Origin of the sequence: Vibrio proteolyticus NBRC 13287 (assembly GCF_000467125.1) — a bacterium.
Lineage (GTDB): Bacteria > Pseudomonadota > Gammaproteobacteria > Enterobacterales > Vibrionaceae > Vibrio > Vibrio proteolyticus.
Genome location: NZ_BATJ01000003.1, coordinates 293417 through 319087, shown reverse-complemented (window position 1 = coordinate 319087; position 25671 = coordinate 293417). Strand labels below are relative to the sequence as shown.

Here is a 25671-nt window from a genome sequence, read left to right as displayed (position 1 = left end):
GATTTAATACTCATCACTATAGTTAGTTGCCTGACAGCTGGTTATCCTGATGGGTAAGGATAGAAAATGACCCCAGCGATCAATCTGGCCAAGAAAAAGAAAGTGGCCCACACCATCCATCAGTATGAACACGATCCTCGCGCCCAGAGCTACGGTCTGGAGGCAGCCGAAGTCCTTGGGCAGGATCCCAGGCAAGTATTTAAGACCTTGTTGTTTGCGCTCAACGGCGAGGCGAAGAATTTGGCGGTGGCAGTGATACCGGTCGACCAGATGCTTAACCTTAAACTGGCGGCGAAAGCCGCGAAAGGGAAGAAAGCGGAGATGGCTGACCCGGAAATCGCGCAGAAGACGACAGGTTATGTGGTCGGCGGGATTAGCCCACTTGGTCAGAAAAAAGCCTTACCGACGTTCATTCATGACAGTGCGCTTGAGCAAGAGACAATCTGTGTCAGTGCCGGCAAACGAGGGCTGGAAATCGAACTGGCACCTCAGGATCTCGCTAAGCTGACGCGGGCAGAATTTGCCTGTTTGTGCCAAGAGTAGTTGTCAGACAAAAAAGCGGCCGTAAAGGCCGCTTTTAATCAGAATCAGGCAGATTTGACTTCGTCTTCTTCCATCTGCGCATTGTCTACAACGTGGTTCTCCCCCAGATCATTCGGCAGGACCAGGTTGAGTACAATCGCCACGATGCCACACAGGCTGACGCCTTGCAGGCTAAAGTCACCAATACCGAAAGCCATGCCGCCGATGCCAAAGACCAGAGTCACAGCGACAATCACCAGATTACGGGATTTATGCAGGTCTACCTGATTTTTGATCAGAGTATTCAGACCGACGGTCGCAATCGAGCCAAACAGAAGGATCATGATCCCGCCCATGACAGGCACAGGGATGGTTTGTAGTACCGCGCCCAGTTTGCCGACCAATGCGAGGACAATGGCGGTGATGGCTGCCCAGGTCATGATGACTGGATTGAAGGCTTTCGTCAGCATCACTGCGCCCGTCACCTCGCTGTAGGTGGTGTTTGGTGGTGCACCAAGTAGAGAGGCGGCCATGGTGGCAACGCCGTCACCAGTGATGGTGCGGTGTAAGCCTGGCTTTTTGAGGTAGTCTTTGCCGGTAACGTTTGAGATCGCCAGCATATCACCCACGTGTTCCACGGCGGGGGCAATCGCTACCGGAATCATAAACAGAATCGCATTGATGTTGAATTCCGGGAAGGTAAAGTTTGGCAGGGATAGCCAGGCGCTTTGCTGGACCGGATTAAAGTCAACCACACCAAAGTACAGGCTGGTGGCGTAACCGGCCAGAATACCGCCACAAATGGGCAGTAGCTTTAAGAAACCTTTCGCGAACACGCTGATGCCGACCGTCACCAGCAAAGAGATGCCGGAAATCCAGAGTGCGGCGTTGGCGTCTATCAGTTGAACTGCGCCATCGCCCGTTTTACCCAGCGCCATGTTCACCGCAGCGGGAGCCAAACCCAGGCCGATCACCATAATAACCGGACCCACGACCACAGGTGGCAGCAGCTTATGGATAAAGCCGACTCCGCGCACTTTGATGACCGCACCTAAAATGACATACACCACACCGGCTGCCATCAGGCCGCCCATTGTGGCCGGAACCCCCCAGTTTTGAACACCGAACATGATGGGAGCAATAAACGCGAAAGAAGAGGCAAGGAAAATGGGAACAGAGCGACGAGTAATGAATTGGAAGAGGAGAGTGCCGACACCAGCGCCGAACAGCGCAACACTTGGGTCGAGACCGGTAAGAAGCGGGACCAGTACCAAGGCTCCGAAGGCGACAAACAGCATCTGCGCGCCCTGAATCGCATTTTTCATATGAGTTTTCCCTGACTGTAAAACAAAATTCGCGGGATTCTATCACTTTGGCAATCGTTTGCAATGCCAATTAGATCAAATATTGATGGGATTGTTACTCAGAAAAACCAGAGTTATGAGCGATGGTGGACACAGCGCGAGTCGTCAATGCAATGCGACGCTATTAAGCGTGAACTCAGTAGAGTTTAAATTCTAACCGTTTTGGGGCGCCCCTTTGTTGCTAGCAAAGAGAGAGTTGCTTATTATCTTGTTTCTCAATAAATCCAGAGTGGTAACACTATGCGCAAGTTTGTTTTATTGGTGATGGGACTGTTCGCATTGCCAGTTTATGCCATGACTCAAGTCAACCTCTATCAGTCTGAGGTGATACTGACTCAGGAACAGGGCGACGATGCTGCCCACACGCAAGGGATGAAAGATGTGATAATCCGGGCGTCGGGGGAGCCGGCGGCGGTCAGCAACCCGGTGATCAAAAAAGCACTCGCTCAGACGAGTCAATACCTGACTCAAATCAGTCAAAGTCAGCAGAGCGGTCAATCAACATTAAAAATGGGCTTCAGTGAACCGGGTATCCGGGCGTTGCTGACGCAGGCACAATTGCCTTATTGGCCGGCCGAACGTGCCAATGTGCTGGTGTGGCTGGTTGAAGACAATGGTAGTCAGCGGAGCATTCGCTGGGAAAACGCCGCTTCTCCGCTGTTGCAGGCGATGAAATCCAGTGCCAGACTGCGTGGGTTGCCGTTGACGGTACCCGTCGGGGATATCGATGACATCACCAATGTCGCTGTTTCTGACTTATGGGGTGGATTCATGCAGCCAGTCAGCGTGGCCAGCCAACGTTATCCGGCTGATGCTGTGTTGATTGTACGTGCGGATGGGAGCCATTTACGCTGGTCATTGTATGATCAGGCGCCGGCTGGCCTCGCGGATAGCACCCGTGCTCCGGTGACAGGCTTGGACAGCGGCGCGGACGCTGCCAAAGCGATGATCGATCAGATCAGCAACTATTACGCAAAGAAAAATGCGGTAGTGGTTGCGGCGAACTCTTCTGAAGCCGTCAAAGCCCAGTTCATCGCTATTGATGGTGCGCTGGACTTTTTCCACCTGGAGAACAAACTCAAGCGTCTGCCGTCAGTGGCGTCGCTGGACATCGTGAAAATTCAGAACCATCAAGTCACGTTTAACGTTCACCTGCTGTCTTCTTCGGACGTATTTCAACGGGAAGTCTTGAATCTTGGTATGGTAACGCAACTGGAAAGCCAACCGGTGACTCCGCTGGTGGACACGTCAGCCGAGCAACCAGTGGCGGCGGATGAGCCAGGCCCGGTAACATCAATAACGCCAGAGCCAAGCCGTGTGCCGGCTGCGGTTAATAGTACGAAAAAACAGGCGCAGTCTTTACCACCGCAAGCGCCGATACTGGTGTTTGAATGGCAAGCTTGACCAGCAAATGCGATCAGTAAACAAAGCCCGCTGAACTAAGCGGGCTTTTATTATTTAGTGTCTGAGTCGCTCTCTTGCTCGAAGCGCGCTTTCTCTTGTTTTTCGACCACCGACAGCCGGGTCAGTTTGAGCCCGAGCTCTTTGCCGCGACAACGGGCGTACAGAATGTTGCCGGCAAAGGCAACCGAAGTCAGCAGCAGTTCCACCAGCGCCAGCCAACGTTCACCGCCATCGACATACACCAAGGTCAGTCCGTGCAGGAAATACAACATCAGCACAAAATTGGCCCAGGCGTGGGTGTAAGGTTTGCCGGCCAGGATGCCAGGCAAAGGCAGCAGTAACGGGATACACCAGGCAATCGCCAGAGTCAGGTTGCTGATATGCGGGTGGGGTGACAACGAGAGTTGCCACGCTGCGACCCAGCCAAGCAGCGCCAGGTTCCCGCCCAGTGCCAACCAGCGGAACAGCTTGGTTTGGGGTGTCATATCACTCATATCGGTTCCTTCATTTTGAGCGCGGTGCGTGCCAGCCTGCGTCCCAGTTGCTGGGCCAGCTCAGACTCCTCCGTGCTAAGCGAGGCGTCGCCGTGATTGGCCACTGACGTTGCACCATAGGGCGTGCCGCCGGAACGTGTGGTGTGCAGTGCGGGCTCAGAATAAGGAATACCGAGAACCAACATGCCATGATGCAACAACGGTAGCATCATCGACTGCAACGTGGTTTCCTGGCCACCGTGCAGTGTGGACGACGAGGAAAACACACAGGCTGGTTTGTCGATCAGATCGCCGTTTATCCAGGCCGAGGTGGTCTGGTCCCAGAAATGTTTCAAAGGCGCGGCCATATTGCCAAACCACACTGGGCTGCCCATGGCCAGGCCGTCACACTGACTGATCTCTTGAGCCGTGATGAGCGGATCACTGCTGGGATACTCGCTGGGCGACAGTTCAGCAACCGTGCGCAGCACGGCTTCGCAACCTGAGATGGATTCTATTCCCCGGGCGATTTGGCGTGCCAGTGCCCGGGTACTGCCATGGCGACTGTAGTAGAGCACCATTAGGTTACAGGTCATAGAATGTCCAGTACCTGCTCTGGTGGACGGCCATGTTTGGCTTTGCCGTTGGCAACCACAATTGGGCGTTCGATCAGTTTCGGGTTAGCGACCATGGCATCAAACAACGCGTCGTCCGGTGCTTCGGCTAGATTCAGTTGTTTGTAAACGTCCTCTTTGGTGCGCATCATCTGACGGACGTCGGTCAGACCTAACTGTGAGTACAGATCTTTGAGTAGCGCCACAGACAGTGGCTCTTCCAGGTATTTCACGACGGTTGGCTCGATGCCTTTTTCTTCCAGTAGCGCCAGTGTCTGACGGCTTTTTGAGCAACGAGGGTTGTGATAAATCACGACTGACATAAGAACTCTCCTGGTTCAGGGTTTTATTATTGGAGTGCTTGGAATCGATCCCGCTGAGTCATTAACTGATCGATGCGTGCATCGTAGCGGGCTTGTTTCAGGCTGCCAAGCTCAGCAAGTTGGCTGGCCTGAGTATAATACTGAATGGCTTTATTCCAATTTGCTTTCAGCGCAAGAATTTCAGCCCGGGCGGCCAGATCTTCGTCACTGTTCCCCAGATGAATGTTGGCCTCGGACAACAGATGCCAACCGTTGACATCATTGGGATGTTCGTGGGTATAGCGTTGCAGAACCCGGACGGCTTCTGCATTTTTGTCCTGTTTCATCAGCACATTGGCATAGTTGATCGTCAGAACCGGATTGGCCGGTTTGCTTTTCAGGGCTTTTTCCAGCATTGCCTGAGCTTTTTCCGGCTGCTTTTTCTCCACATACAGATCCGACATCGCATCCAGGTAGAAGTTATTGTTGGGATCCTGTTTATCCAGCGCTAACAACAGCGGCTCTGCTTTATCCAGTTGCTTGGTGTCCAGATATACTAACGCGCGGCCATACTGAAATGCCGCTTTGAGCGCTGGTGGTGATTTTTTCTCGGTGCGGTCAAACCAATCGAGTGCTGCTTTGGCCTCAATGTTGGCGTAACGTGCCACCACACGGGCGCGCGCCAGATTGTAGTCCAGCGACGGATTCACTCTGTGCTGAGGATAGTGACGCGCGCGCTCACGGCTGTCGGTAATACGATCTTCGGGCAGCGGGTGGGTCAGCAGCATCGGAGGTGGTTTACTGGCGTAGCGGTATTCGTCGGCCAGGCGACCAAAAAATCGAGGCATGGCTTCGACATCAAATCCGGCTTTGGACAGGGTAGCAATACCAAAGCGGTCCGCCTCTTTTTCGTTGCTGCGGGTGTAATTAATCTGGCTTTGCATTGAGCCAGCCTGTGTGGCTGTCAGGGCAGCAATACCCGCTTCTGGCGCAGCGATAGCCAGCAGCAGCGAGCCAACCAGTGCCGCGATGGTGGCGGGAGACTTTCTCGCTTGATCTTCCATGCTTCTCGCCAGATGGCGCTGAGTCACGTGGGCGATCTCGTGCGCCAGTACGGAAGCCAGCTCACTTTCGCTCTGAGCGTGCAGAAACAAGCCCGAGTGCAAGGCCACGTAACCGCCAAAGAACGCAAACGCGTTGATGTTACGATCACGAATCATAAAGAACGTAAACGGTGTCTTGACGTCATTCGCGTTCGCGACCAGTCGGTGGCCGAGTGAGTCGATGTACTCGCTCAATACCGGGTCATTAATGACAGGCCGGCTGGCGCGCAGCATCCGCATGTAGGCATCGCCGTAAATTTGTTCCTGATCAATCGACAGGGTGGCACCTGCGGCCGTGCCGATGTCTGGCAGGTCAACATTGCTCGCCACCGACACCGACGGCGCACACAGGGCGGCCGAGACACAGAGACAAACGAGTGAACGAGTGCGTTTAAACATAGTAGTCAGAAGTACTCCATATACATATTCTCTATTGACACTGCCAAGCGCGATTTGTTTCAGTAATAGTTAGGGTCTGCGATTGTAAGCAGATGTTGCCCGTGGCAAGCTGCGTCTGTTTAAACAGTGGCACAGCACTAAAATACCGATACAATATTGAGCCTATGATAAGCATCGGACTGAAGAATGAAACCCAAGATTGTCGATTTGCGTGCGCAGCGTTGCCCAATGACTCTGTTGTTGGCCAAACGTCACGCCGTGACACTGCAGTGCAATCAGACCATGATACTCTATATCTCTGATCTCAGTTCGAAAAACGATATCGAAAAGTTTTTGAGTTGCAAAGGGTTTCACGTTTGCACAAGTGAAATTGATGGCGATTTTTCCATGCAAGTGACCTGTTTAGGTCAGCCTACTTAAAGGAAGTTAAATGTTTGAAATGGTGCTGCGTTGGTATAAACGACGCTTCTCGGATCCACATGCTGTCAGCCTGGTTGCCATTCTTCTGATTGGTTTCATCATTATCTATTTTTTCGGCAACCTGATCGCACCGTTGCTGGTGGCGATCGTGCTGGCTTATCTGCTTGAATGGCCGGTCAATCAACTGTCCCGGGTCGGGCTGCCGCGTACGGTATCAGTCATTCTGGTGATTCTGTCGTTTACGGGGCTGATGCTGTTGGCGGTGTTTGGGCTGGTACCGACCATTTGGCAACAGGTCGGCAACCTGGTGAATGACATTCCTAAGATGTACACCGACCTGCAGGTGTTCATCAACACGATTCCGGAGCGCTACCCTGAGCTGGCTAACCTCAAAATTGTTGAGTCGATCGTTACCAACGCTAAAAACCAGATGTTGTCGGTCGGAGAGAGTGTGGTCAAAGGCTCGGTTGCATCGCTGGTCAGTCTGGCGACGCTGGCGGTTTACCTGATTTTAGTGCCGCTGTTGGTGTTCTTTTTGCTGAAAGACAAACAGCAGATGATGGACATGGCGCGCAGTGTGCTACCGCGTAACCGCAAACTGGCCAATAAGGTCTGGTACGAGATGAACGAGCAGATTTCCAATTACATCCGCGGCAAAGTGTTGGAGATCCTGATTGTCGGCGGTGTCAGCTACGTGACCTTTGCGATTTTAGATTTGCGTTACTCGGTGCTGTTGGCGGTAGCCGTTGGCTTCTCGGTGTTAATTCCGTACATAGGTGCGGCGGCGGTAACCGTGCCGGTGGCCATTGTTGCTCTGTTCCAGTGGGGGTTAACACCGCCGTTTTACTACCTGCTGATTGCCTACGGCATCATTCAGGCGCTCGACGGTAACGTGCTGGTTCCGGTGCTGTTCTCTGAAGCGGTCAATTTGCATCCGGTGGCCATCATAGTGTCTGTGTTGGTCTTTGGCGGCTTGTGGGGCTTCTGGGGCGTATTTTTTGCTATTCCACTGGCCACGTTGGTGAAGGCGGTATGGAATGCGCTGCCCAGCATAGACGAAGAGCCGGCAGAATCGGCTTAAATTTTATAAAGCTCAATAATATCAGCCCTGATGAGTTTCTCATTCAGGGCTTTTTTTCGCCAGAAAGTGGTCTGATCTCAGAAAAAATGCACGTTTTGGTGAGAAAATGCTCAAGAAATCTTGCGCTTCGTCGATAACAAAACCATAACAATAAAAACAAGATGTTACCGTCATTAAGGATCACGAGGTAAATATGAGATTTAGTCAGAAGATAGTTATTGCTTCGTCTGCATTGCTGTTTGTTACTGTGTCATTGCTGTCAATTCAGCAATTAAGAACCGTTCGCACCGAAGTAGAAGGGCTGGTGAATAACAGCCTCAATGAAATGGTTACTGGGGTGAAAAACACCATTGCTTCGGAAATGGAAAGTAAAAAAGCGCTCGCTCAATCCATGACGGAAGTGATTGAGCTGGACCCGCAAAATCATGAGTATGTGAAAAACATTCTTGAGAAACCGAAATTGAAATCGAGCTTTCTGGCGGTCGGTTTTGGTTACCAGAGCAATGGTTTTGTGATTGAAAATGATGACGGTTGGGACGCTGGGCCGGATTATGATCCGCGTGTACGCCCTTGGTTTAAAGCCGCGAAAGCGGAAAACAAACTGATTGTTACCCAACCTTATGTTGACGCCTCATCGGGGAACGTCATTATTTCCATCGGTACGCCGGTGCGGGACAACGGTCAGTTTACTGCTGGTATGTTCTATGATTTGGAGCTCACAGGACTGGCGGATCTGGTCAACAACACCAACCTGTTTAATGCCGGCTATCTGTTCATTGTGACCGCCGACGGCACCACTATTGCGCACCCTGACGTGAAAAACAACGGCAAGAAAATGGACACTTACCTGCCGGTTGCAATTCAAGCGGGAACGCAGGAAGTGGAAATGGACGGGCAAGAGTACCTGATTAACTTTACCCATGTGCCAAGTGAAAACTGGTATGTTGGGGCGGTGGTCGATGAATCGGTGGCGCTGGCGGCAGAAACTAAGCTGCGTAACAGCTCAATCATTTACACACTGATCGGCTTGGCACTGAGCGTAGCGATTCTGACGTTCCTGATCCGTATTCTGATGAAACCGCTGGGTGTGCTCAATCAGGCCATTCAGGATATCGCGTCAGGTCAGGGCGATCTCACCAAGCGTCTCAACACCAATACCGATAAAGAGTTTGCCGAGTTGGCGGAAGGGTTCAATGCCTTCACCGAGAATCTGCAAAAGCAAATTCAGCAGTCGAAAGCCATCAGTGGAGAAATCCGTCACGGCACTGAAATGACAGCGATGGGCTCGCAGGAATCGGCGCAGGCGATGCAAAGCCAGTTGCATGAACTGGAGCAGTTGGCAACGGCGATGAACGAAATGTCCGTCACTGCTACTGAAGTGGCCAACAATGCCCAGGGTGCAGCAGAAGCCGCCAAAGACGCAGACGATGCGACGGTGGAAGGCTCTGAAGTGGTCAGCCACACAACCACATCCATTGATACTCTCTCGGCCCGTATCGATCAGGCGGTAGAAGAAGTGCTGGGGCTGGAGTCGGCCACGGCCAATATCGAAACCATTTTGAAAGTGATCAACGACATTGCCGATCAGACCAATCTGCTGGCACTGAATGCCGCAATTGAGGCTGCACGTGCCGGAGAGTCCGGCCGAGGTTTTGCGGTGGTGGCGGATGAGGTTCGGACTCTGGCCCAGCGTACTCAGGAGTCGACGACGGAAATTCGTAACATGATCGAGCAGCTTCAGGCAGGCGCCAGCGCGGTATCGGCGGCCATGAGTGAGAGTAAGAACACCGCAGTAGATGCAGTGAATAACGCTCAGTCAGCCAACCTAGCACTGGAGAAAATCCGTGATGCAATTCGCCACATCAGCGACATGAACATGCAGATTGCCTCGGCTGCAGAAGAGCAGAGCCTGGTGGCGGAAGAGATCAATAATAACACGGTGAAAATCAAAGACCTGTCGACTCAAGTGTCGGATGCGGCCCAGCAGGCCAACATTGCGATGCAGGTCCAGACAGAAAATGTGCGCGAGCAGGATGAAATTCTGAACAAATTTATTGTTTAGGCTTAGGGGAAACAAAAACGCCAGTCAATAAGACTGGCGTTTTTTTATGTTGGAGATTATTGCTCGTTAAGGTAGTTCAGCACCACTTCGTGGTGATCTTTGGTTTTGAACTTATTGAACACGTGTTCAATCACACCGTCTTCATTGATCAGGAAACTGATGCGATGCAGGCCATCATAGACTTTGCCCATGAACTTCTTTTCACCCCATACGCCAAACTGCTCTGCGACCGCATGGTCCTCATCCGACAGCAGAGTGAAGTTGAGGTTGTCGCGTTCAATGAATTTCCCCAGACGTTTCACCGCATCAATACTGATTCCCAGTACCACCAGATTGTGTTTATCCAGCTCGGCTTTGACATCACGCAGGCCTTGAGCCTGAACGGTGCAGCCTGGTGTCATGGCTTTCGGGTAAAAATAAAACAGAACTTTCTTGCCTTTAAAATCTGACAGGGACACCAGATTGCCGTCTTGATCCGGCAAAGAGAATGCGGGTGCCGGGGTGCCTGCAGTCAATGTGTTCATTGTGATTCCTTTTTTATTGGCTGTTTTTAATGAAATTGAGTGAGCCTTGCACATTCAGCGTCGTGCACAACGCGTCAAACTCTTCCTGAAGCTGCATCAGATTGCAGTCCGAGTCGACCGTGGCGGTGATCGCGATGTGGAACTGGTCGTGATCCAGATGGACTTTCGACTTGTTGATGGTCTGTGCGCTCAGTGAGCCTAATCCGATGTTGCGATCGGCGAAAAACTGAGTGAACTGTTCGGTCAGTCCGACGCGATCATCTGACTCGACAAATACCTCAAGGGTGTAGGCATTATCTTGATGGTCATGGGTAGAGGTACGTTTCATCATGGTGATGAGATCATGCTCCTGACCAAGCAACGGCAGAGTCGTTTCGACGCGAGTGACGGCGTTGTTGTTCCCTGAAAGCAGCATGATCAGGGTAAATTCATCGCCAAACAGCGCGATGCGGCTGTCGACAATATTACAACCGGATTTGGTCACCAGTTGGACAACCTGGTTACATATTCCCGGGCGGTCACTCCCTACCGCGGTAATGACTAAATGCTGAGTCATACTATCACTTACTTCAATGTGTCTTATTTGTTCAGCTAGCTTAGCACAGTTAAGCGCAGGAGAAACGCCGCCGGGGGAAATTGATGTGTGTTATGTCAGCTAAATCAGACGCCATTCGCATATGACAACTGCCTGACAATGGGAGCGTGGAAAGGAGTATAAGGTCGGTTAGCTTTTACGCCTGTGGGCGTAGTGGTGCGCCAGACTCAGGATCATTAGTGATATGAGTATCGCATCTGATAAATATTCATTCATTTAGGCGATTTAAGCGTGTTTAATCCCTTGTCTTTATCAATCGCCTTACAGTACCATGCAGAAAGAATCAATGTAGGGAGAAAGACATGTTTTCAGGAAGTATAGTGGCGTTAATAACCCCGTTTGACCAGGATGGCGAAGTCGATTTTGTCAGCCTGAAAAAACTGGTTGAGTTCCACGTGGCCGCGGGCACTGACGGCATAGTCGCAGTAGGTACAACCGGTGAATCTTCAACGCTGACCGTAGAAGAGCATGTCAAGGTGGTCCTGAAAACGGTAGAGTTTGCGGAAGGCCGCATTCAGGTGATCGCCGGAACGGGCGCCAACGCCACTCATGAATCCGTCACGTTTAGCCGTTTGCTGAACAACTCCGGCATTGCTGGTTGTCTGAGTGTCACTCCGTACTACAACAAGCCGACTCAGGAAGGTTTGTACCAACACTACAAAGCGATCGCTGAAGAAAGCGACGTGCCTCAAATTCTTTACAATGTTCCGGGCCGTACGGCGGTAGACCTGCATCCGGAGACGGTAGCTCGCCTGGCGGAAATTGAGAGCATCGTGGCACTGAAAGACGCGACCGGCGATTTGAGCAGAATTGCAATTCATCGTGAACTTTGTGGCGAAGACTTTATCTTATTAAGTGGTGACGACTCGACTGGCTTGGAATTTTGCAAAATGGGTGGTCAGGGCGTGATCTCTGTGACCAACAACATCGCGGCGGCGGACATGGCGGCCATGATGCGTTTGGCGAAAGAAGGCAAGTTTGAAGAAGCGGAAGTGATCAACCAACGTTTGATGACGCTGCACAAGAACCTGTTTGTCGAATCCAGCCCAATTCCGGTTAAGTGGGCCGCGCATCAGATGGGCCTGATCGCTCACGGTGGGCTGCGTCTGCCACTCACAGAATTGTCCGAGCAAGCTCGTCCGGTGGTGCAAAATGCCCTGGTTGAAGCAGGTATCTACGAATAGAAATGGAGTGCCGGAGCGATAGCTTCGGCTGTTTTTAGGAGTTTCAATGAAATTTTCTCATCAGCTAGTCGTCAGTTCGCTAGCTGTTTTTGTTTTAAGTGCATGTTCCGGTGACGCGTCACAACGTCGTCAGGCGAAAGATGACTTTGAGTACGTTAATACGCCAAAGCTGGAAAACTGGACCCCGTTGGCCGCCTCTCAGCCTCAGTTTTACGAGAACTATAAGATTCCTCAGGGCAATTTCCATGGTGGTATTGGTAAAGATGTGGATATTCGTCCACCTCAGCAAGTGCTGGAGTTGATCCCCGGTGCACGTACTGAACTGCGTGACGGAGAAGTGACCTTATGGCTGCTGCGTCAGGATGAAGCGGACAAAGTGTGGAATACGGCACTGAATATGCTCAAAGAGCGCAACATTCCGATCCGTTCTCAGACCGACAACCGCATTGAAACCGAGTGGGTGACCTGGACTTCAGAAGATGAAGACGGTGAAATCGGCAGTCGCTATGAAATTACCCGTTCCCAGCTCAACAGTCGCTATGGCTTCAAGATTTCGCTGATTGACTGGCGAGAAAATGGCCAGTCCAAGCCCGTAACAGCCACCAATAAAGAACGTTACAACGCGCTGATGACCAACCTAGTGACCGCTCGCTATGACATGGACATGCGCGAAGAAGCGGCGCGTAAAGCGCAAGAGTTGGTGAAACACATTCCAATTACCATGGGAACCGACCGCAGTGGTTTCCCGGTGATCATTGCGCGGACTTCTTACGATGTACTGTGGCAGCGTTTGCCAAAGATTCTGCCAGCGATGGGCTTTACGGTGGAAGAGCGCAACCAGTCACAGGGCACCATCAAAGCGAAATACGCTTCGCCGGATGACGCATTCTGGAATGATGTGGGTGTGAAACCAGTCGATTTACCAGCGGGTACGTATACCTTCCTGCTGGGGGACTTGGGTAACCGTACTTCCATCAATATTACCAATGCCGCCGGGAAACCAGTCGAGGAGCAGTTGCTCAAAGACATGGCGCCAGTGTTGGCCGCGACCGCACAAAAACACGGTAAATAATTGCAGAAAAGGGACCATACGGTCCCTTTTTTATGCCTGCTTGTCTTTGTCGCGTTGTTCCTGATCGAGTTCATTGAGTCGATCCAGCTCCGACTTTTTGCTCGTCTGACCCATCTTCATCTTTGCCGTGTATTTGAGCGCTGCAATGTTCCCAACCACCACGGCCACCACAATAATAATGATGACCCATGGGCTGGTGAGTATATCCATCATAACGTCACCTGACTGATGTTTGTGATGTAACGATTGTAGATCGTTTCCAACTGCTCGAATATGACGTCAGCACCTAAAATCCGCTCAGTTTGTAATTGATTTCTCAGTAACTCGCAACTGAGCTGTTGCTGACATTGCTGCGCGGTCGACACGTGGCTGATGTGCCAGGGTTCGATTGCCACGCCACCGAGATCATCAGCGTATGGGAAGAAAAAACCAAATCCCGACAGGTTGCTCTTCAGCCATTGGTAAAAGCCAGACTGATGCCCGTCGAAGTATTCCCATGGTTCAAGTTTGAGTGAGGTGCCAGATGGTAGCGCATCACGGTCGTAGACATCGAATTCCCCGCCCCAGTGGTGTCGGCTGCCTCCGGGCAATGCCGACCAGCGCAAAATGGCAAAGACTTTGTCGCGCTCACTGAGTGTGGCCGGGTCAAGCGGCTGGCTGTCGGCATCAAGAATGGCAGCTTGACCCGCCATCTTGTTATTCCAGATCACCCGTTGGCGTTCGAAATCACGAAAACCGCTGGCAATATGGAAGTTATACCCGGCGTCCAGAGCCGCCTGCCGCAGTGCCAGCAGGTCGTCTTTCACCGCAGGATGGAGCAGAAACGCTTTATTACCGACCATCACTTCGGTCAGGTGGCTGGTGGCTTTACCGGTCAGTTGCTCTGGGGTCATACGGTTATCCCAGTATGTTTCGCAAGGTGTTCTGGTACATGTCCGTTAGTTTTTCCAGATCTGCAATACTGACGCATTCATTCACTTTGTGGATGGTGGCGTTCACTGGACCGAGTTCGACCACTTGCGCTCCCATACGCGCAATAAAGCGACCATCAGAAGTGCCGCCTGTGGTGAGCAGTTCAGGGGCTTTATGGTTCACATCCCGCACCGCGTCAACAACGGCATCCAACAAAGTACCAGTATCAGTGAGGAAGGGGTGGCCGCTGAGCGTCCATTTGAGATCGTACTCCAGCCCATGGGCATCAAGTGTTGAGTGGACGCGACGTTTGATCTCTTCGTCGGTTAACTCGGTGCTGAATCGAAAATTAAACTGCACGTCAAATTCACCCGGAATCACATTAGATGCGCCAGTACCGGCGGCCACATTCGGGATCTGGAAGCTGGTTGGCGGGAAGTATTCGTTGCCATCATCCCATTTGGTTGACGCCAATTCTGCCAATGCGGGCAGGGCTTGATGAACTGGGTTGTTCGCCAGGTGTGGGTACGCAACGTGGCCCTGAGTGCCTTTAATACACAGGTCGCCGGTGATCGAGCCACGGCGGCCATTTTTGACCACATCGCCGACCGCGTGTGTGCTCGACGGCTCACCGACAATACACATATCGATGATTTCATTGCGGGCCATCAGCGTATCGACCACTCGGGTCGTACCGTTGATGAACGGGCCTTCTTCATCGGAGGTGATCAGAAAAGCGATAGAGCCACTGTGATCGGGATGATCGGCGAGAAAACGCTCGACCGCCACGACCATGCATGCCAGTGACCCTTTCATATCGGCGGCGCCGCGCCCGTGCAGGTAGCCATCAATGACCGTCGGCTCAAAAGGTGGAGTACGCCATTGTTCGCGCGGCCCTGCGGGGACAACGTCAGTGTGACCGGCAAACACAAACAATGGCGCTTGTGTGCCTCTGCGGGCCCAGAAGTTGGTGGTGTCTTCAAACACCATCATCTCAATGTCAAAACCGAGTGCTTTGAGACGTTCAATCATCACGTCCTGACATCCCGCATCAGCAGGGGTCACGGATTCACGGCCAATCAGATCTTTTGCGAGAGCCAGTACAGGGCTGTCAGTCATCCTTGAAATCCTTCTTTAACTAAAAACAGAGGCGTATTGGTCGGCTTTAAAGCCCAGATGGTATTGGTCATCAACCAGCAGTATCGGACGTTTGATCATCGCTGGGTTTGCCACCAGGAGCTCAATAGCACTGGTTGTGTCAAGCGAGTCTTTCTGCTCCTGAGGAAGTTGACGATAAGTCGTGCCGCGCTTGTTGACGACATTTTCCCAGCCCAGCGCGTCACAAAATGTCGTCACCATGGCAGGATCCACGCCCTGTTTACGATAGTCATGAAACTGGTAATCGATGCCTTCTGCTTCGAGCCATTTCTTGGCTTTTTTGATGGTGTCGCAGTTCGGGATGCCGTACATGGTGATGGTCATAATTTTCCTTTGAAAGCATTATTTTGATTCTCTTTGCATCCTATCAGGAAGCGTCGGCCGAGACAAAAGGTGTCGGTTTCGTCATTGCGCAATATTTCGCTGGTAGAAAAAATCAGCATCAAGCGGCTGCGATTGGAAAGTTATTGATCAAACTCAACACACTAAATAGCAAAACAGAAATAATGACTTAGCACAGAAATAGGAGGTGTCAATGGAATTGAGTCCTGTATTTGCAAGGCGACTGTATCTGGCTTTGTTGGTCGATAGTCTTGAAAGGCCGAATGTACCTAAACTGATTGAGCAAACGGGCTGGCCGCGCCGGACCATCCAAGATGTTCTGAAGGCGTTACCTGGTATAGGGATTGAACTTATGTTTGTTCAGGACGGGCGGCGTCATAATGACGGTTATTATCAATTATCAGACTGGGGCCCATTTGATAGTCAATGGGTGGTAGAGCGTCGCAGTGATATCGCAGCCAGCCTAGGATTTCGTGCATAAGCCAGCAGCCGCTGGCTTTTCTTTTGTCGGTTAATCGCACCAGTAGGCGCTGCCGAGGACGCTGAAGGAGGTTGTAAAATCTTGTGGCGCGATCAGATAGACCGTATTGGCACCGAGTGCCGCCGCCTGATTCTTGATGTCATTGAGGGCGCCGTGCATCATGACATCATTGGGGTAAAACAGGTAATTGTACCAGTGTCCTTCGCTGCCGGTGACGCTGCCTTTCCATTGGCACCCATCGGCATTGAAACCGCTGTCGAGGCGAACATGAACCTGACGAGCTTCATCGGATAATCGGTTTGCCGGCGCAACACACCCTGCCAGCATCAGACTGGCAAGCGCCACATTCAGCCGTTGTGCTTTCATCTTCGTGCCTCAGTTGAGTGACAAGAAGGCGATAAAGCCTGCCCAGCTTACAGCGAGCAGAACCCAGGGCAGGCGGGACGCCAGATTTGAGCTCGGCGCGTTTGGTGACTCAGACGCCGCCTCCGAAGTGACAGATTCGGCCGCCTTTTGCTTGTCACGTTGTGCTTTCTTTTTGGCTTTATCGGCCTGGCGGCTTTTTTCTTTCTGCTGCTTTTTGTACAGCGCGATGCCTTTTTCGATCCCCTGGGCGATCAGTTTGGTCTGCTCTTTGGTCTGACCTGGTTTTTGGGTGGCCTTCGCGATGGTCATGGCTTCCTGCTGGCTTTGGGGTGACGGTGTAATTCGGTTCGTCATAAGGTCATTGCTCTTGTGTCAATTTGCCGTCAATACTAACACGAACTGTGCGGGGGATTGAATTCCCTCTGGCTATTTGGTTTGATTTCGCTACAGTAATCCGACCAATGATTTCAAAGGCTTTCATATTGTGCGTTATTCACTGGAACAATACGATGAACACGGTTTTCTGCGCCCTCCGCGCTGGCTGTGGTTGGGGTGGATGTTGCTCGCTAAAGCCTGGGTTGTGTTTGTTGTTGCGGGGGTCAGCCGGGACAGTGGTAATCGGATTCTGGATTACGTGTACGCCGATCACGCCATGCTCTATCTCGGGTTAGTGATGGGGGTTCCGGGTATTGCATTGATGTGGCTGATCAGTCTGCGTAAACCCGAGCGCACTATCATCAATGGGCTGGTGGCGCTGGGCCGGCCGTTAACTCTGGTGACTGCAGTATTGCAACTGCTGCAAAGTGTTTATCATGTCTATTTACAACATGGGGCATTCAGTTGGACCAACGGACTGATCATGCTGGCGCTACTGTGGTTTATTATTTATCTCAGCAACAGCCGCACGGCCGCCGACTGTTTTCGCCTTCCAGAGCGGATACAAACGTCACGCTGAACTGATCGCAATCAATATGTAAGTACTAATTCCTTATACACTGAGCAAAAAGAATAAGTGAGGATTACGCCATGTCTCAACCTCAAACGGCCATCGTTCCTGAAGCAGGGCCTTTTGCACATTACACATTACTTAAAATTCGTCAGAATCCGGCTCACGTGCTGGCACAGCTGCAGGCGTTACCTGCTCTGATTGAAGAAGTGAACGGCAGCCAACCGGGTGCTCAGTTGACGCTGTCGGTAGCGTTTAGCAAATCTTTCTGGGATCTGCTGGCGCAGTCACAACCGCAAGAGCTCATCGATTTTCCTCAATTAGGCCAGGGAGACATTATTGCTCCAAGTACGCCAGTGGATGTGCTGATCCACTTGCATTCACTGCGCCATGATTTGCACTTTTATGTGTTGCGCAAATTTCTTGAGCAAGTGGCAGAGGATGTCGATGTCGTCGATGAAACGTCGGGTTTTCGTTATCTCGATGCGCGTGACATGACGATGTTCATCGACGGAACCGAAAACCCCAAAGCGGAACAACGTCGTGAAGTGGCCGTGATTGCCGATGGTGAATTTGCCGGTGGCAGTTATGTGATGGTGCAACGCTTTGAGCACAACCTGCCCGCGTGGAACCGTCTAAATATCAAAGCGCAAGAGAAGGTTATCGGTCGCACTAAAGCGGATTCGGTAGAGCTGGATGATGTGCCTGCGGCTTCGCATGTCGGTCGGGTTGACATTAAAGAAGAGGGCAAAGGACTGAAAATTGTCCGCCACAGTCTGCCGTATGGCTCTGTGTCGGGCAGCCATGGTCTGCTGTTTATCGCGTATTGTCACACGCTGCACAATTTCAAAGTGATGCTGGAAAGCATGTACGGTGAAACCGACGGCAAAACTGATCAACTGCTGCGTTTCACTCAGGCCAAAACCGGCGCGTATTTCTTTGCACCATCTCAGGCCATGTTGGCGGAGCTGACGTTGGCGTAATTTCCACGGTCAGTCCTGTGATTAAGCCGGGCATTGCCCGGTTTTTTTTGGCTAAAGTTTTGTCTTGGCACGCCGATAAGTTTGTGAATCCCATTGTTTTGGAGTCACTTTTTGCATGTCCATCACTGTCAATACTAATGTCCCGGCTCTGACTGCCCAGCGATACCTGAACAGCGCGACTGAGATGCTGAATCAGTCGCTTGAGCGCCTGTCGTCCGGACATCGTATCAACAGTGCCAAGGACGATGCCGCCGGGTTACAGATTACCAATCGTCTGGAGTCGCAGATGCGGGGGTTGGATGTTGCGGTGCGAAATGCCAATGACGGTATCTCCATTATGCAGACGGCAGAAGGTGCGATGAAGGAGTCGACCAATATTCTGCAACGTATGCGCGATTTGTCGTTGCAGTCGGCCAATGGATCCAACAGTCAAGCCGAAAGGCAGGCACTGCAAGAAGAAATGGGCGCGCTCAACGATGAGTTGAACCGGATTGCGGAAACCACGTCATTTGGCGGTAAAAAACTGCTCAATGGCACCTTTGGCCAGGCTTCGTTTCAAGTCGGAGCGTCATCCGGTGAGGCGGTACAGGTCGCGTTGAGCAACATGCGCTCTGACACTGTCGATATGGGCGGTTTCTCTTATCGGGCCGCGACAGCCGTGGATGAACAGTGGCAGGTACAAGACGGCAACAATTTGCTGGAAATGACTTACACCAACCGGCTTGGTGATACGGAAACGATCGCCATCAATGCGAAAGCCGGTGATGACATCGAACAACTGGCAACCTATATAAATGGTCAGACTGACCAGATTTCGGCATCAGTGAATGAAAAAGGCCAGTTACAGATCTTTATGGCCGGGCGCGAAACCTCGGGAACGATCGCTTTTTCAGGCGCACTGGCCAATGAATTGCAACTTGGTTTGACCGGATATGAAGCGGTGGATAATCTGGATATCCGCAGTGTCGGCGGGGCGCAGCGTGCGGTTGCCGTGATTGATACCGCCCTACAGTATGTCGACAGCCATCGGGCGGATCTTGGTGCGATGCAGAATCGTTTTGGCCATGCGATCAACAATTTAGACAATGTGCATGAAAATCTGGCGGCGTCGAACAGCCGGATTAAAGACACCGACTATGCCAAAGAAACCACGCAAATGATCAAACAGCAAATCCTACAACAGGTCAGTACGTCTGTTCTGGCGCAGGCGAAACAACAGCCAAACCTAGCGCTGACGCTGCTCAGCAGTTAAACGACGAAAGGGCGTTATCGACAGTTTTTCGCCTGACTTTAGGGATAACGTGCACTTTTTTTCGCTTTTTGTCCCCCTCAGTGTATTTTCTCTCCAAAACGCATTTTTTTCGAAAAAAACATAAAAAAATCCTAAAGGTTATTCTGAGTAGGCCGTTAATAAAGGTAACTTTGAGAGAACTACTTGGTTTTCCGAGACGTCGGAAACCGGAAGCATCGGAAAATCAATTGGAGAAATCACCATGGCAGTAAATGTAAACACTAACGTATCGGCAATGACCGCTCAGCGTTACCTAAACAGTGCGAACAACGCTCAGCAAACATCAATGGAACGTCTGTCTTCAGGCTTTAAAATCAACAGCGCGAAAGACGACGCTGCAGGTCTTCAGATCTCGAACCGTTTGAATGTTCAAAGTCGTGGTCTGGACGTTGCTGTACGCAACGCTAATGATGGTATCTCTATCGCACAGACCGCTGAAGGTGCGATGAACGAAACCACCAACATCCTGCAACGTATGCGTGACCTGTCATTGCAATCAGCTAACGGTTCAAACTCAAAATCTGAGCGTGTTGCGATTCAAGAAGAGATCACTGCGCTGAACGACGAGCTGAACCGTATTGCAGAAACCACGTCATTCGGTGGTAACAAATTGCTTAACGGTACTTATGGCACTAAATCGTTCCAGATCGGTGCAGACAACGGTGAGGCCGTTATGTTGTCTCTGAACGACATGCGTTCAGACAATGTCGGTATGGGGGGGGCCAGCTATGTGGCTGCAAACGGCAAAGACAAAGACTGGACAGTTCAAGCTGGTGCGAACGATTTGACGATTGACCTGACTGACAAAGACGGCGTGGCACAAAGCATCTCTATCAGCGCGAAAGCGGGCGATGACATCGAAGAGCTAGCAACGTACATCAACGGTCAGACTGATTTGGTAAAAGCGTCCGTGAACGAAGATGGTCAGCTGCAAGTTTTCGCTGGCACCAACAAAGTGGACGGTGCTGTTGCATTCTCTGGTGGTCTGGCGGGTGAGCTGAGCATGGGCGCTGCCCAGGCGGTCACGGTTGATACTATTGATGTCACCTCCGTCGGTGGCGCACAAGAATCTGTGGCCATCATCGATTCGGCGCTGAAGTATGTGGATAGCCACCGTGCCGAGCTGGGTGCGTTCCAGAACCGTTTCGACCACGCGATCAGCAACCTGGACAACATCAATGAGAACGTCAATGCGTCGAAGAGCCGTATCAAAGATACTGACTTCGCGAAAGAAACGACAGCACTGACCAAATCACAGATTCTGTCTCAGGCATCAAGCTCTGTTCTGGCTCAGGCCAAACAAGCACCAAACGCGGCATTGAGCCTGCTGGGCTAAGCCTTTATCACTTGATGACACAAAAAATCCAGCCATCAGGCTGGATTTTTTTATGTCTGATTTTTGTGAGGCAGCGCATATATTTTACGGTGGCGGCAAATTAATTAAAAAAAAATCGTTTTTTTCCTAAAGCTAAAGTTTATCTCGCCGTTACAGGACTGAGAGAAATGAGATGCGCCGAAGTGGGGTGAGAGCTGCTGGAGCGCATCAATCCAAATGCCTTAGGAGATCAAACAATGGCAATAAACGTAAATACGAACGTATCTGCGATGACCGCACAGCGTTACCTGAACAGCGCTGCTGACGGAGCTCAGAAATCCATGGAGCGTCTGTCTTCAGGGTACAAAATCAACAGTGCGCGTGATGACGCTGCAGGTTTGCAGATTTCAAACCGACTGACTTCACAAAGCCGTGGTCTGGATATGGCGGTCAAAAACGCCAACGACGGTATCTCTATTGCGCAAACCGCAGAAGGGGCGATGAACGAATCGACCAATATTCTGCAACGTATGCGTGATCTGGCGTTGCAATCGTCGAACGGTTCCAACTCTAAATCTGAACGCGTTGCGATTCAGGAAGAGGTATCGGCGCTGAATGACGAGCTAAACCGTATTGCTGAAACGACGTCTTTTGGTGGCAACAAACTGCTGAATGGTACGTTTGGCAGCCAGTCATTCCAGATCGGTGCTGACTCAGGGGAAGCGGTGATGCTGTCGCTGACTAACATGCGTTCAGATACCAGTGACATGGGCGGTAAAAGCTATGTGGCAGGGACTGGTAAAGCGGCGGATTGGACCGTTCAGGCCGGTACGACTGACATGACACTGAGTTACACCGATAAAGACGGTAATGCGCAGAATGTCACCATCAACGCCAAAGAAGGCGATGATCTGGAGCAATTGGCCACTTACATCAACGGTCAGACGTCAGATGTCAAAGCATCCGTGGGTGAAGAAGGCAAGCTGCAACTGTTTGCGTCCAGCCAGAAAGTCGACGGCGACGTCACCATTGGTGGTGGTCTGGGTACAGACATCGGCTTTGGTGCTGCGCAGGACGTTACTGTGGCAAACATTGATGTATCATCTGTGGCAGGGTCGCAAGAAGCGGTTGCCGTCATCGATGGTGCGTTGAAGTCAGTGGACAGCCAACGTGCGTCTCTGGGTGCTTTCCAGAACCGCTTTAGCCACGCGATTAGCAACCTGGATAACATCAACGAGAACGTGAATGCGTCTCGCAGCCGTATCCTGGACACTGACTACGCGAAAGAAACGACGGCAATGACGAAGTCGCAAATTCTTCAGCAGGCGAGTACTTCCGTTCTGGCGCAGGCGAAGCAGTCACCATCTGCCGCACTTAGCTTATTAGGTTAATCGATAGGTTTCGTCAGGAGCTTATCGGGCAGCATTGAATTGCTAACCTATAAGGTGGAAGGGAGATTGTTATGGAAATACCATCCTACACATCGAACATCCAGCCTTACGGCTCACAAAGTGGCACTAAAATTGCTTCGGAAAACGACAATGCTCAGCGTCTTTCCACTCAGTCAGAGAGTAGCAACGCGTCAGAGTTAGCCCGGGTTCAGGTTAAGCCGTCACAGTCGATCATGGAAATGGCTCAGGAGCGGCAACGGCTGGACAAGGAACATCGTGAACGGATGGTGGAGCAGATGAACGAATTTATCTCCTCCATCAATACCGGGCTCTCATTTCGGGTCGATGAAGAATCGGGCAGGGACGTCGTCACTATTTATGATGCCAGTACTGGCGATATTATTCGTCAGATACCGGATGAGGAGATGCTTGAGGTGCTCAGGCGCCTGAGAGAGCAAACCAGCCGATATTCGACCGGTGGGATACTGGTCGATAAGGTTTAAGTCGTATTTTTGAGGTGATTTGATGAGTTTAGGCCCATTGGGTATGAATTCTGGCATGGACATTAATTCCATTGTCAGCAAAGTTGTCGATGCGGAGCGTGTTCCCAAACAGCAGCGCATTGATAACGAGCGCGCGGACAATGATGCCAGTATCAGTGCCTATGGGCGACTCAGAGAGTCGTTGGATACGATGAAAAACCTGATGATGAACTTTCGTCAGGAGAAAGCGTTTGCCGCTCGAAAAGTCGAAACCACAGATGATTCTGTAGTCTCAGCCACCGCAACGACAGATGCAATCGCAGGTCGATATGCAGTCGATGTGTTGCAGCTTGCTCAAAGCCATAAAGTGGCGTCTAACGTATTAGCGCAAGACGCCAAATTTGGCCCGGGCAAGCTGCAGATCGGGCTGGGAAACAAATCATTCACAATTGATGTCCAACAGAATTCAAAGTTGATTGATGTTGTTCGCAGCATCAATAACGAGAAAAGCAACCCGGGAGTCAGAGCCTCGGTCATCAATGATGTCGAAGGTCCGCGATTGATCGTTGCAGCCAACAAGTCGGGCAAAGACAACGCCCTGAGTATCAGTGCTCAATCCCAGTCACCGAATGACCCTCTCAAGAAACTCGAATACAAAACGCTGGAAGCGCGGGTGCGAGATATCGAAAAGGCCCGTGCTGCGGCACAGGAGCTGATCGCACCGTTATCCGCAGAGCAGAAAGCGCTGGCGACCGAAGTCGCGGAACGCATTGCTTACGCCGCCAAAAATGTTGATCAGGAATTGGCGGATGACGTTGCTCAGGAAGTCAGCAAAGTGGATCCTAATGGCGGTCAGCCAAAGAGTCCGGATGCGGACGTCTCCGGTGCTGAGCTGCAAGCTGCAGAGCAGGCCAGTCAGAGATACATCAAGCCAGAAGATCGCATTCCGGGCTGGACTGAAACCGCCTCCGGCACCCTGCTCGATTCCTATTGGGAACCTGAACCTGAACTGGATCAGAAAGCCAAAGAAAAATCGAAAGATGTTCCAGGCTGGAGCAATACCGCCTCTGGCACCCTGACTGACTCGTATGTCACGCCTCAAGAGGCGCAGGCTAAGCTGGATAAAAAGCTGGCCGATGAGCAGGCTGCAATCGAAGCCGCGATTGCCAGCGGCAAAATGACGCCGGAACAGGCGAAGCAACTGGAACGGGCCAAAATGGCGCCGGAAGAGCGCGCTTATCTGGAGAAAGTAGAGCAGGCTCAGGCTGATCTTGAAGCGGCGCAGGCGTCATTTGATGGCTACCGTGGCATGATTCAGGTGCAAGCTGCGCAGGATTCCAGAGTCATTCTGGATGGTGTGGCCGAACTGTCGAGTCACAACAATGTGATCGAAGACGCTATCGACGGTGTCGATTTGACTCTTAAAGGCCGTTCGAAGCCGGATCAGGTCGCGTCTGAAATCGACATTGAGTACGACCGTGATCGGGTACGCAACTACATCGAACAGTTTGTGAGTTCATACAACCAGTTTTACCAGGTATCCAAAGATCTGGGTGGAGTTGACCCGAGAACAGGGTCGGCTGGGCCGTTATCCGGTGACAGTATTGTCCGCAGCGCCGAGTCACGGCTTAAGTCTGTGATCGGTTCACGAATCGAGCAGGCGCCGCCGGGATTACAGTCTCTGACGGAATTTGGCATCACTACTACCCGGCAAGGCACCCTGGAAATCAACCATGACCTGCTTGACCGTCAGTTGAATAACAACTTCAATCAGTTGGCAGGCTTCTTTGGGGGCAATCAGGGATTTGCCAAAAAGATGGAAGACGCGATTCAGGGGATGACCGGCATTACGGGCTCCATACGCAACCGGGAGAAAAGCCTGACGGAACAAAACTACCGCCTGCAGGATGATCAGGCGGCACTGGATCGCCGGATGTCGAGTCTAGAGCAGCGGACACACGCTAAATTCTCAGCCATGCAGGATGCCACCAGCAAAATGCAATCACAATTGGCCGGTATGATGAACGCGCTGGGATAAGCCTATGGAGCAGACTCTGATTCAATTGAGTGATCTGAATCACAAAATAAAACAAGCGTTGGTGGCCGATGAGATCGAGCATGAAGAAATCCAGCGCCTGGTCGATAACAGGGAACAGATATTGCAAACGCTGTTGAACTATATCGACATTCATCCCGATTGGGCACGCAGTCAGGAGTGGCAGGCGGCCGTTGCGGAAACCGCAGCGCTGGTTGAACTCATGCAATCAAAAACTGCCCAAATCGGTGAAACACTGAGGCGTTACCGGCACGGTAACAAATCGGTCCAACAGTACAAAAGATTTTTATAAAGAGGTAGTTATGCGTGGCTCGTTACAGGCTTACAAAAAGGTATCGGTTGATAGCCAGCTGAGTGCAGCTTCCCCGCATAAGGTGGTTCAGATGCTGATGGCGGGGGCGATTGAGCGCCTGATCCAAGGGAAAGCGGCCATGGAACAGGGCAACATTCCATCTAAAGGGGAACGCCTGGGGAAAGCGCTGGATATCATCATCAGCCTGCGCAGCTGCCTGTCGATGGACGATGGCGGTGAGATCGCTCAGAACTTGGATCAGCTGTATGAATTCATGATCACCCAGATCGCTGCTGCTAATCACCAGAATGATCCTCAACTTCTGGATGATGTGATTGAGATCATTCGTGAAATCAAATCGGCCTGGGATCAAATCCCGGCGGAATATCACAATCTGACGGCAAACGAAGTAGGCATATAGTTGCTCAAGCAAAGTTTCCACTAAGGTCACACCAACTGATTGCTTGGTTGCCATCTCCTATATATCTAAATAGAATAGAAGCCACTAACTAGCCTAGTGGCTTTTTTTGTTGCCGA

The 25671-nt window shown here is 51.5% G+C and carries 30 protein-coding genes; 17 read left to right on the top strand and 13 right to left on the bottom strand.

What is annotated here, in order from left to right:
- Window positions 1-66 precede the first annotated feature (66 nt).
- Entirely contained in the window at window positions 67-543 is a 477-nt protein-coding gene (gene ybaK / locus VPR01S_RS05820) for a Cys-tRNA(Pro) deacylase (RefSeq protein ID WP_021704386.1), read from the top strand.
- Between the two features lie 44 nt (window positions 544-587).
- Here ybaK and VPR01S_RS05815 read toward each other — a convergent pair whose 3' ends face one another.
- The gene (locus VPR01S_RS05815) at window positions 588-1847 is read right to left on the bottom strand and encodes a uracil-xanthine permease family protein (RefSeq protein ID WP_021704385.1); all 1260 of its coding nucleotides are present in this window, start codon (window positions 1845-1847) and stop codon (window positions 588-590) included.
- A 279-nt stretch (window positions 1848-2126) separates the two neighbouring features.
- Here VPR01S_RS05815 and VPR01S_RS05810 point away from each other — a divergent pair, with 279 nt between their 5' ends.
- Entirely contained in the window at window positions 2127-3290 is a 1164-nt protein-coding gene (locus VPR01S_RS05810; RefSeq protein ID WP_021704384.1) for a DUF2066 domain-containing protein, read from the top strand.
- Window positions 3291-3340: 50 nt separating this feature from the next.
- Here VPR01S_RS05810 and VPR01S_RS05805 read toward each other — a convergent pair whose 3' ends face one another.
- From VPR01S_RS05805 to bepA, 4 genes are read right to left on the bottom strand one after another with little or no spacing between them, the layout of a single operon-like run.
- Window positions 3341-3784 carry a DUF2069 domain-containing protein gene (locus VPR01S_RS05805; RefSeq protein WP_021704383.1) on the bottom strand — a complete coding sequence of 148 codons (444 nt, stop codon included), beginning with the start codon at window positions 3782-3784 and terminating at the stop codon, window positions 3341-3343.
- Window positions 3781-4359 (bottom strand): NAD(P)H:quinone oxidoreductase, encoded by a 579-nt coding sequence (wrbA, locus tag VPR01S_RS05800; RefSeq protein ID WP_021704382.1) that lies wholly within the window; start codon window positions 4357-4359, stop codon window positions 3781-3783. The genes VPR01S_RS05805 and wrbA overlap by 4 nt, the downstream gene beginning before the upstream one ends.
- Window positions 4356-4700: an arsenate reductase (glutaredoxin) gene (arsC, locus tag VPR01S_RS05795; protein WP_021704381.1), complete on the bottom strand. Its 345-nt coding sequence runs from the start codon at window positions 4698-4700 to the stop codon at window positions 4356-4358. Before arsC ends, wrbA begins: the two co-directional genes overlap by 4 nt.
- Before the next feature lie 26 nt (window positions 4701-4726).
- The gene (gene bepA / locus VPR01S_RS05790; RefSeq protein WP_021704380.1) at window positions 4727-6181 is read right to left on the bottom strand and encodes a beta-barrel assembly-enhancing protease; all 1455 of its coding nucleotides are present in this window, start codon (window positions 6179-6181) and stop codon (window positions 4727-4729) included.
- 186 nt (window positions 6182-6367) lie between these two features.
- Between bepA and VPR01S_RS05785 the strand changes: the two genes are divergently transcribed.
- From VPR01S_RS05785 to VPR01S_RS05775, 3 genes are all read left to right on the top strand, one after another.
- Complete coding sequence (locus tag VPR01S_RS05785) at window positions 6368-6601, top strand: sulfurtransferase TusA family protein (protein ID WP_021704379.1); 234 nt, start codon at window positions 6368-6370, stop codon at window positions 6599-6601.
- 10 nt (window positions 6602-6611) lie between these two features.
- Window positions 6612-7682, top strand: a complete 1071-nt coding sequence (locus tag VPR01S_RS05780; RefSeq protein WP_021704378.1) for an AI-2E family transporter — start codon at window positions 6612-6614, stop codon at window positions 7680-7682.
- 193 nt (window positions 7683-7875) lie between these two features.
- On the top strand, window positions 7876-9744 hold the full coding sequence (locus VPR01S_RS05775; RefSeq protein ID WP_021704377.1) for a methyl-accepting chemotaxis protein: 1869 nt from the start codon (window positions 7876-7878) through the stop codon (window positions 9742-9744).
- Between the two features lie 56 nt (window positions 9745-9800).
- Here the strand turns inward: VPR01S_RS05775 and bcp are convergent, their stop codons facing one another.
- Window positions 9801-10268 carry a thioredoxin-dependent thiol peroxidase gene (gene bcp / locus VPR01S_RS05770; protein ID WP_021704376.1) on the bottom strand — a complete coding sequence of 156 codons (468 nt, stop codon included), beginning with the start codon at window positions 10266-10268 and terminating at the stop codon, window positions 9801-9803.
- Window positions 10269-10281: 13 nt separating this feature from the next.
- On the bottom strand, window positions 10282-10824 hold the full coding sequence (locus tag VPR01S_RS05765) for a glycine cleavage system transcriptional repressor (RefSeq protein WP_021704375.1): 543 nt from the start codon (window positions 10822-10824) through the stop codon (window positions 10282-10284).
- A 341-nt stretch (window positions 10825-11165) separates the two neighbouring features.
- Here VPR01S_RS05765 and dapA point away from each other — a divergent pair, with 341 nt between their 5' ends.
- Window positions 11166-12047, top strand: a complete 882-nt coding sequence (gene dapA, locus VPR01S_RS05760) for a 4-hydroxy-tetrahydrodipicolinate synthase (protein WP_021704374.1) — start codon at window positions 11166-11168, stop codon at window positions 12045-12047.
- A gap of 46 nt (window positions 12048-12093) precedes the next feature.
- Window positions 12094-13119, top strand: coding sequence for an outer membrane protein assembly factor BamC (bamC, locus tag VPR01S_RS05755; RefSeq protein WP_021704373.1), 1026 nt, complete (start codon window positions 12094-12096; stop codon window positions 13117-13119).
- 30 nt (window positions 13120-13149) lie between these two features.
- Here bamC and VPR01S_RS05750 read toward each other — a convergent pair whose 3' ends face one another.
- Genes VPR01S_RS05750 through VPR01S_RS05735 form a run of 4 tightly spaced genes read right to left on the bottom strand, consistent with a single transcriptional unit; the run spans window position 13150 to window position 15513 of the window.
- The gene (locus VPR01S_RS05750) at window positions 13150-13329 is read right to left on the bottom strand and encodes a DUF2897 family protein (protein WP_040902300.1); all 180 of its coding nucleotides are present in this window, start codon (window positions 13327-13329) and stop codon (window positions 13150-13152) included.
- Entirely contained in the window at window positions 13329-14012 is a 684-nt protein-coding gene (locus VPR01S_RS05745; RefSeq protein ID WP_021704371.1) for a M15 family metallopeptidase, read from the bottom strand. Before VPR01S_RS05745 ends, VPR01S_RS05750 begins: the two co-directional genes overlap by 1 nt.
- A gap of 4 nt (window positions 14013-14016) precedes the next feature.
- The gene (gene dapE / locus VPR01S_RS05740) at window positions 14017-15150 is read right to left on the bottom strand and encodes a succinyl-diaminopimelate desuccinylase (protein WP_021704370.1); all 1134 of its coding nucleotides are present in this window, start codon (window positions 15148-15150) and stop codon (window positions 14017-14019) included.
- Between the two features lie 15 nt (window positions 15151-15165).
- On the bottom strand, window positions 15166-15513 hold the full coding sequence (locus VPR01S_RS05735; RefSeq protein WP_021704369.1) for an ArsC family reductase: 348 nt from the start codon (window positions 15511-15513) through the stop codon (window positions 15166-15168).
- A 211-nt stretch (window positions 15514-15724) separates the two neighbouring features.
- Here VPR01S_RS05735 and VPR01S_RS05730 point away from each other — a divergent pair, with 211 nt between their 5' ends.
- Entirely contained in the window at window positions 15725-16012 is a 288-nt protein-coding gene (locus VPR01S_RS05730) for a winged helix-turn-helix domain-containing protein (protein WP_021704368.1), read from the top strand.
- A 30-nt stretch (window positions 16013-16042) separates the two neighbouring features.
- Here VPR01S_RS05730 and VPR01S_RS05725 read toward each other — a convergent pair whose 3' ends face one another.
- Window positions 16043-16378, bottom strand: a complete 336-nt coding sequence (locus VPR01S_RS05725; RefSeq protein WP_021704367.1) for a DUF4156 domain-containing protein — start codon at window positions 16376-16378, stop codon at window positions 16043-16045.
- A 9-nt stretch (window positions 16379-16387) separates the two neighbouring features.
- Window positions 16388-16732 (bottom strand): DUF2956 domain-containing protein, encoded by a 345-nt coding sequence (locus VPR01S_RS05720; RefSeq protein WP_040902286.1) that lies wholly within the window; start codon window positions 16730-16732, stop codon window positions 16388-16390.
- A 130-nt stretch (window positions 16733-16862) separates the two neighbouring features.
- Here VPR01S_RS05720 and VPR01S_RS05715 point away from each other — a divergent pair, with 130 nt between their 5' ends.
- The 9 genes from VPR01S_RS05715 to fliS all read left to right on the top strand — a co-directional run bounded on the left by VPR01S_RS05715 (window position 16863) and on the right by fliS (window position 25555).
- Complete coding sequence (locus tag VPR01S_RS05715; protein WP_021704365.1) at window positions 16863-17333, top strand: DUF2919 domain-containing protein; 471 nt, start codon at window positions 16863-16865, stop codon at window positions 17331-17333.
- Window positions 17334-17404: 71 nt separating this feature from the next.
- A complete protein-coding gene (locus VPR01S_RS05710; RefSeq protein WP_021704364.1) occupies window positions 17405-18307 on the top strand; it encodes a Dyp-type peroxidase in 903 nt (300 codons plus the stop codon).
- A 115-nt stretch (window positions 18308-18422) separates the two neighbouring features.
- On the top strand, window positions 18423-19559 hold the full coding sequence (locus VPR01S_RS05705) for a flagellin (RefSeq protein WP_021704363.1): 1137 nt from the start codon (window positions 18423-18425) through the stop codon (window positions 19557-19559).
- A 241-nt stretch (window positions 19560-19800) separates the two neighbouring features.
- The gene (locus tag VPR01S_RS05700) at window positions 19801-20934 is read left to right on the top strand and encodes a flagellin (RefSeq protein ID WP_021704362.1); all 1134 of its coding nucleotides are present in this window, start codon (window positions 19801-19803) and stop codon (window positions 20932-20934) included.
- Between the two features lie 236 nt (window positions 20935-21170).
- Window positions 21171-22304, top strand: coding sequence for a flagellin (locus VPR01S_RS05695; protein WP_021704361.1), 1134 nt, complete (start codon window positions 21171-21173; stop codon window positions 22302-22304).
- 71 nt (window positions 22305-22375) lie between these two features.
- Window positions 22376-22807, top strand: a complete 432-nt coding sequence (gene flaG / locus VPR01S_RS05690; RefSeq protein WP_021704360.1) for a flagellar protein FlaG — start codon at window positions 22376-22378, stop codon at window positions 22805-22807.
- Between the two features lie 22 nt (window positions 22808-22829).
- Window positions 22830-24824, top strand: a complete 1995-nt coding sequence (gene fliD / locus VPR01S_RS05685; protein WP_021704359.1) for a flagellar filament capping protein FliD — start codon at window positions 22830-22832, stop codon at window positions 24822-24824.
- A gap of 4 nt (window positions 24825-24828) precedes the next feature.
- On the top strand, window positions 24829-25134 hold the full coding sequence (locus VPR01S_RS05680; RefSeq protein ID WP_021704358.1) for a flagellar protein FliT: 306 nt from the start codon (window positions 24829-24831) through the stop codon (window positions 25132-25134).
- Window positions 25135-25144: 10 nt separating this feature from the next.
- A complete protein-coding gene (fliS, locus tag VPR01S_RS05675) occupies window positions 25145-25555 on the top strand; it encodes a flagellar export chaperone FliS (protein WP_021704357.1) in 411 nt (136 codons plus the stop codon).
- Window positions 25556-25671 lie beyond the last annotated feature (116 nt).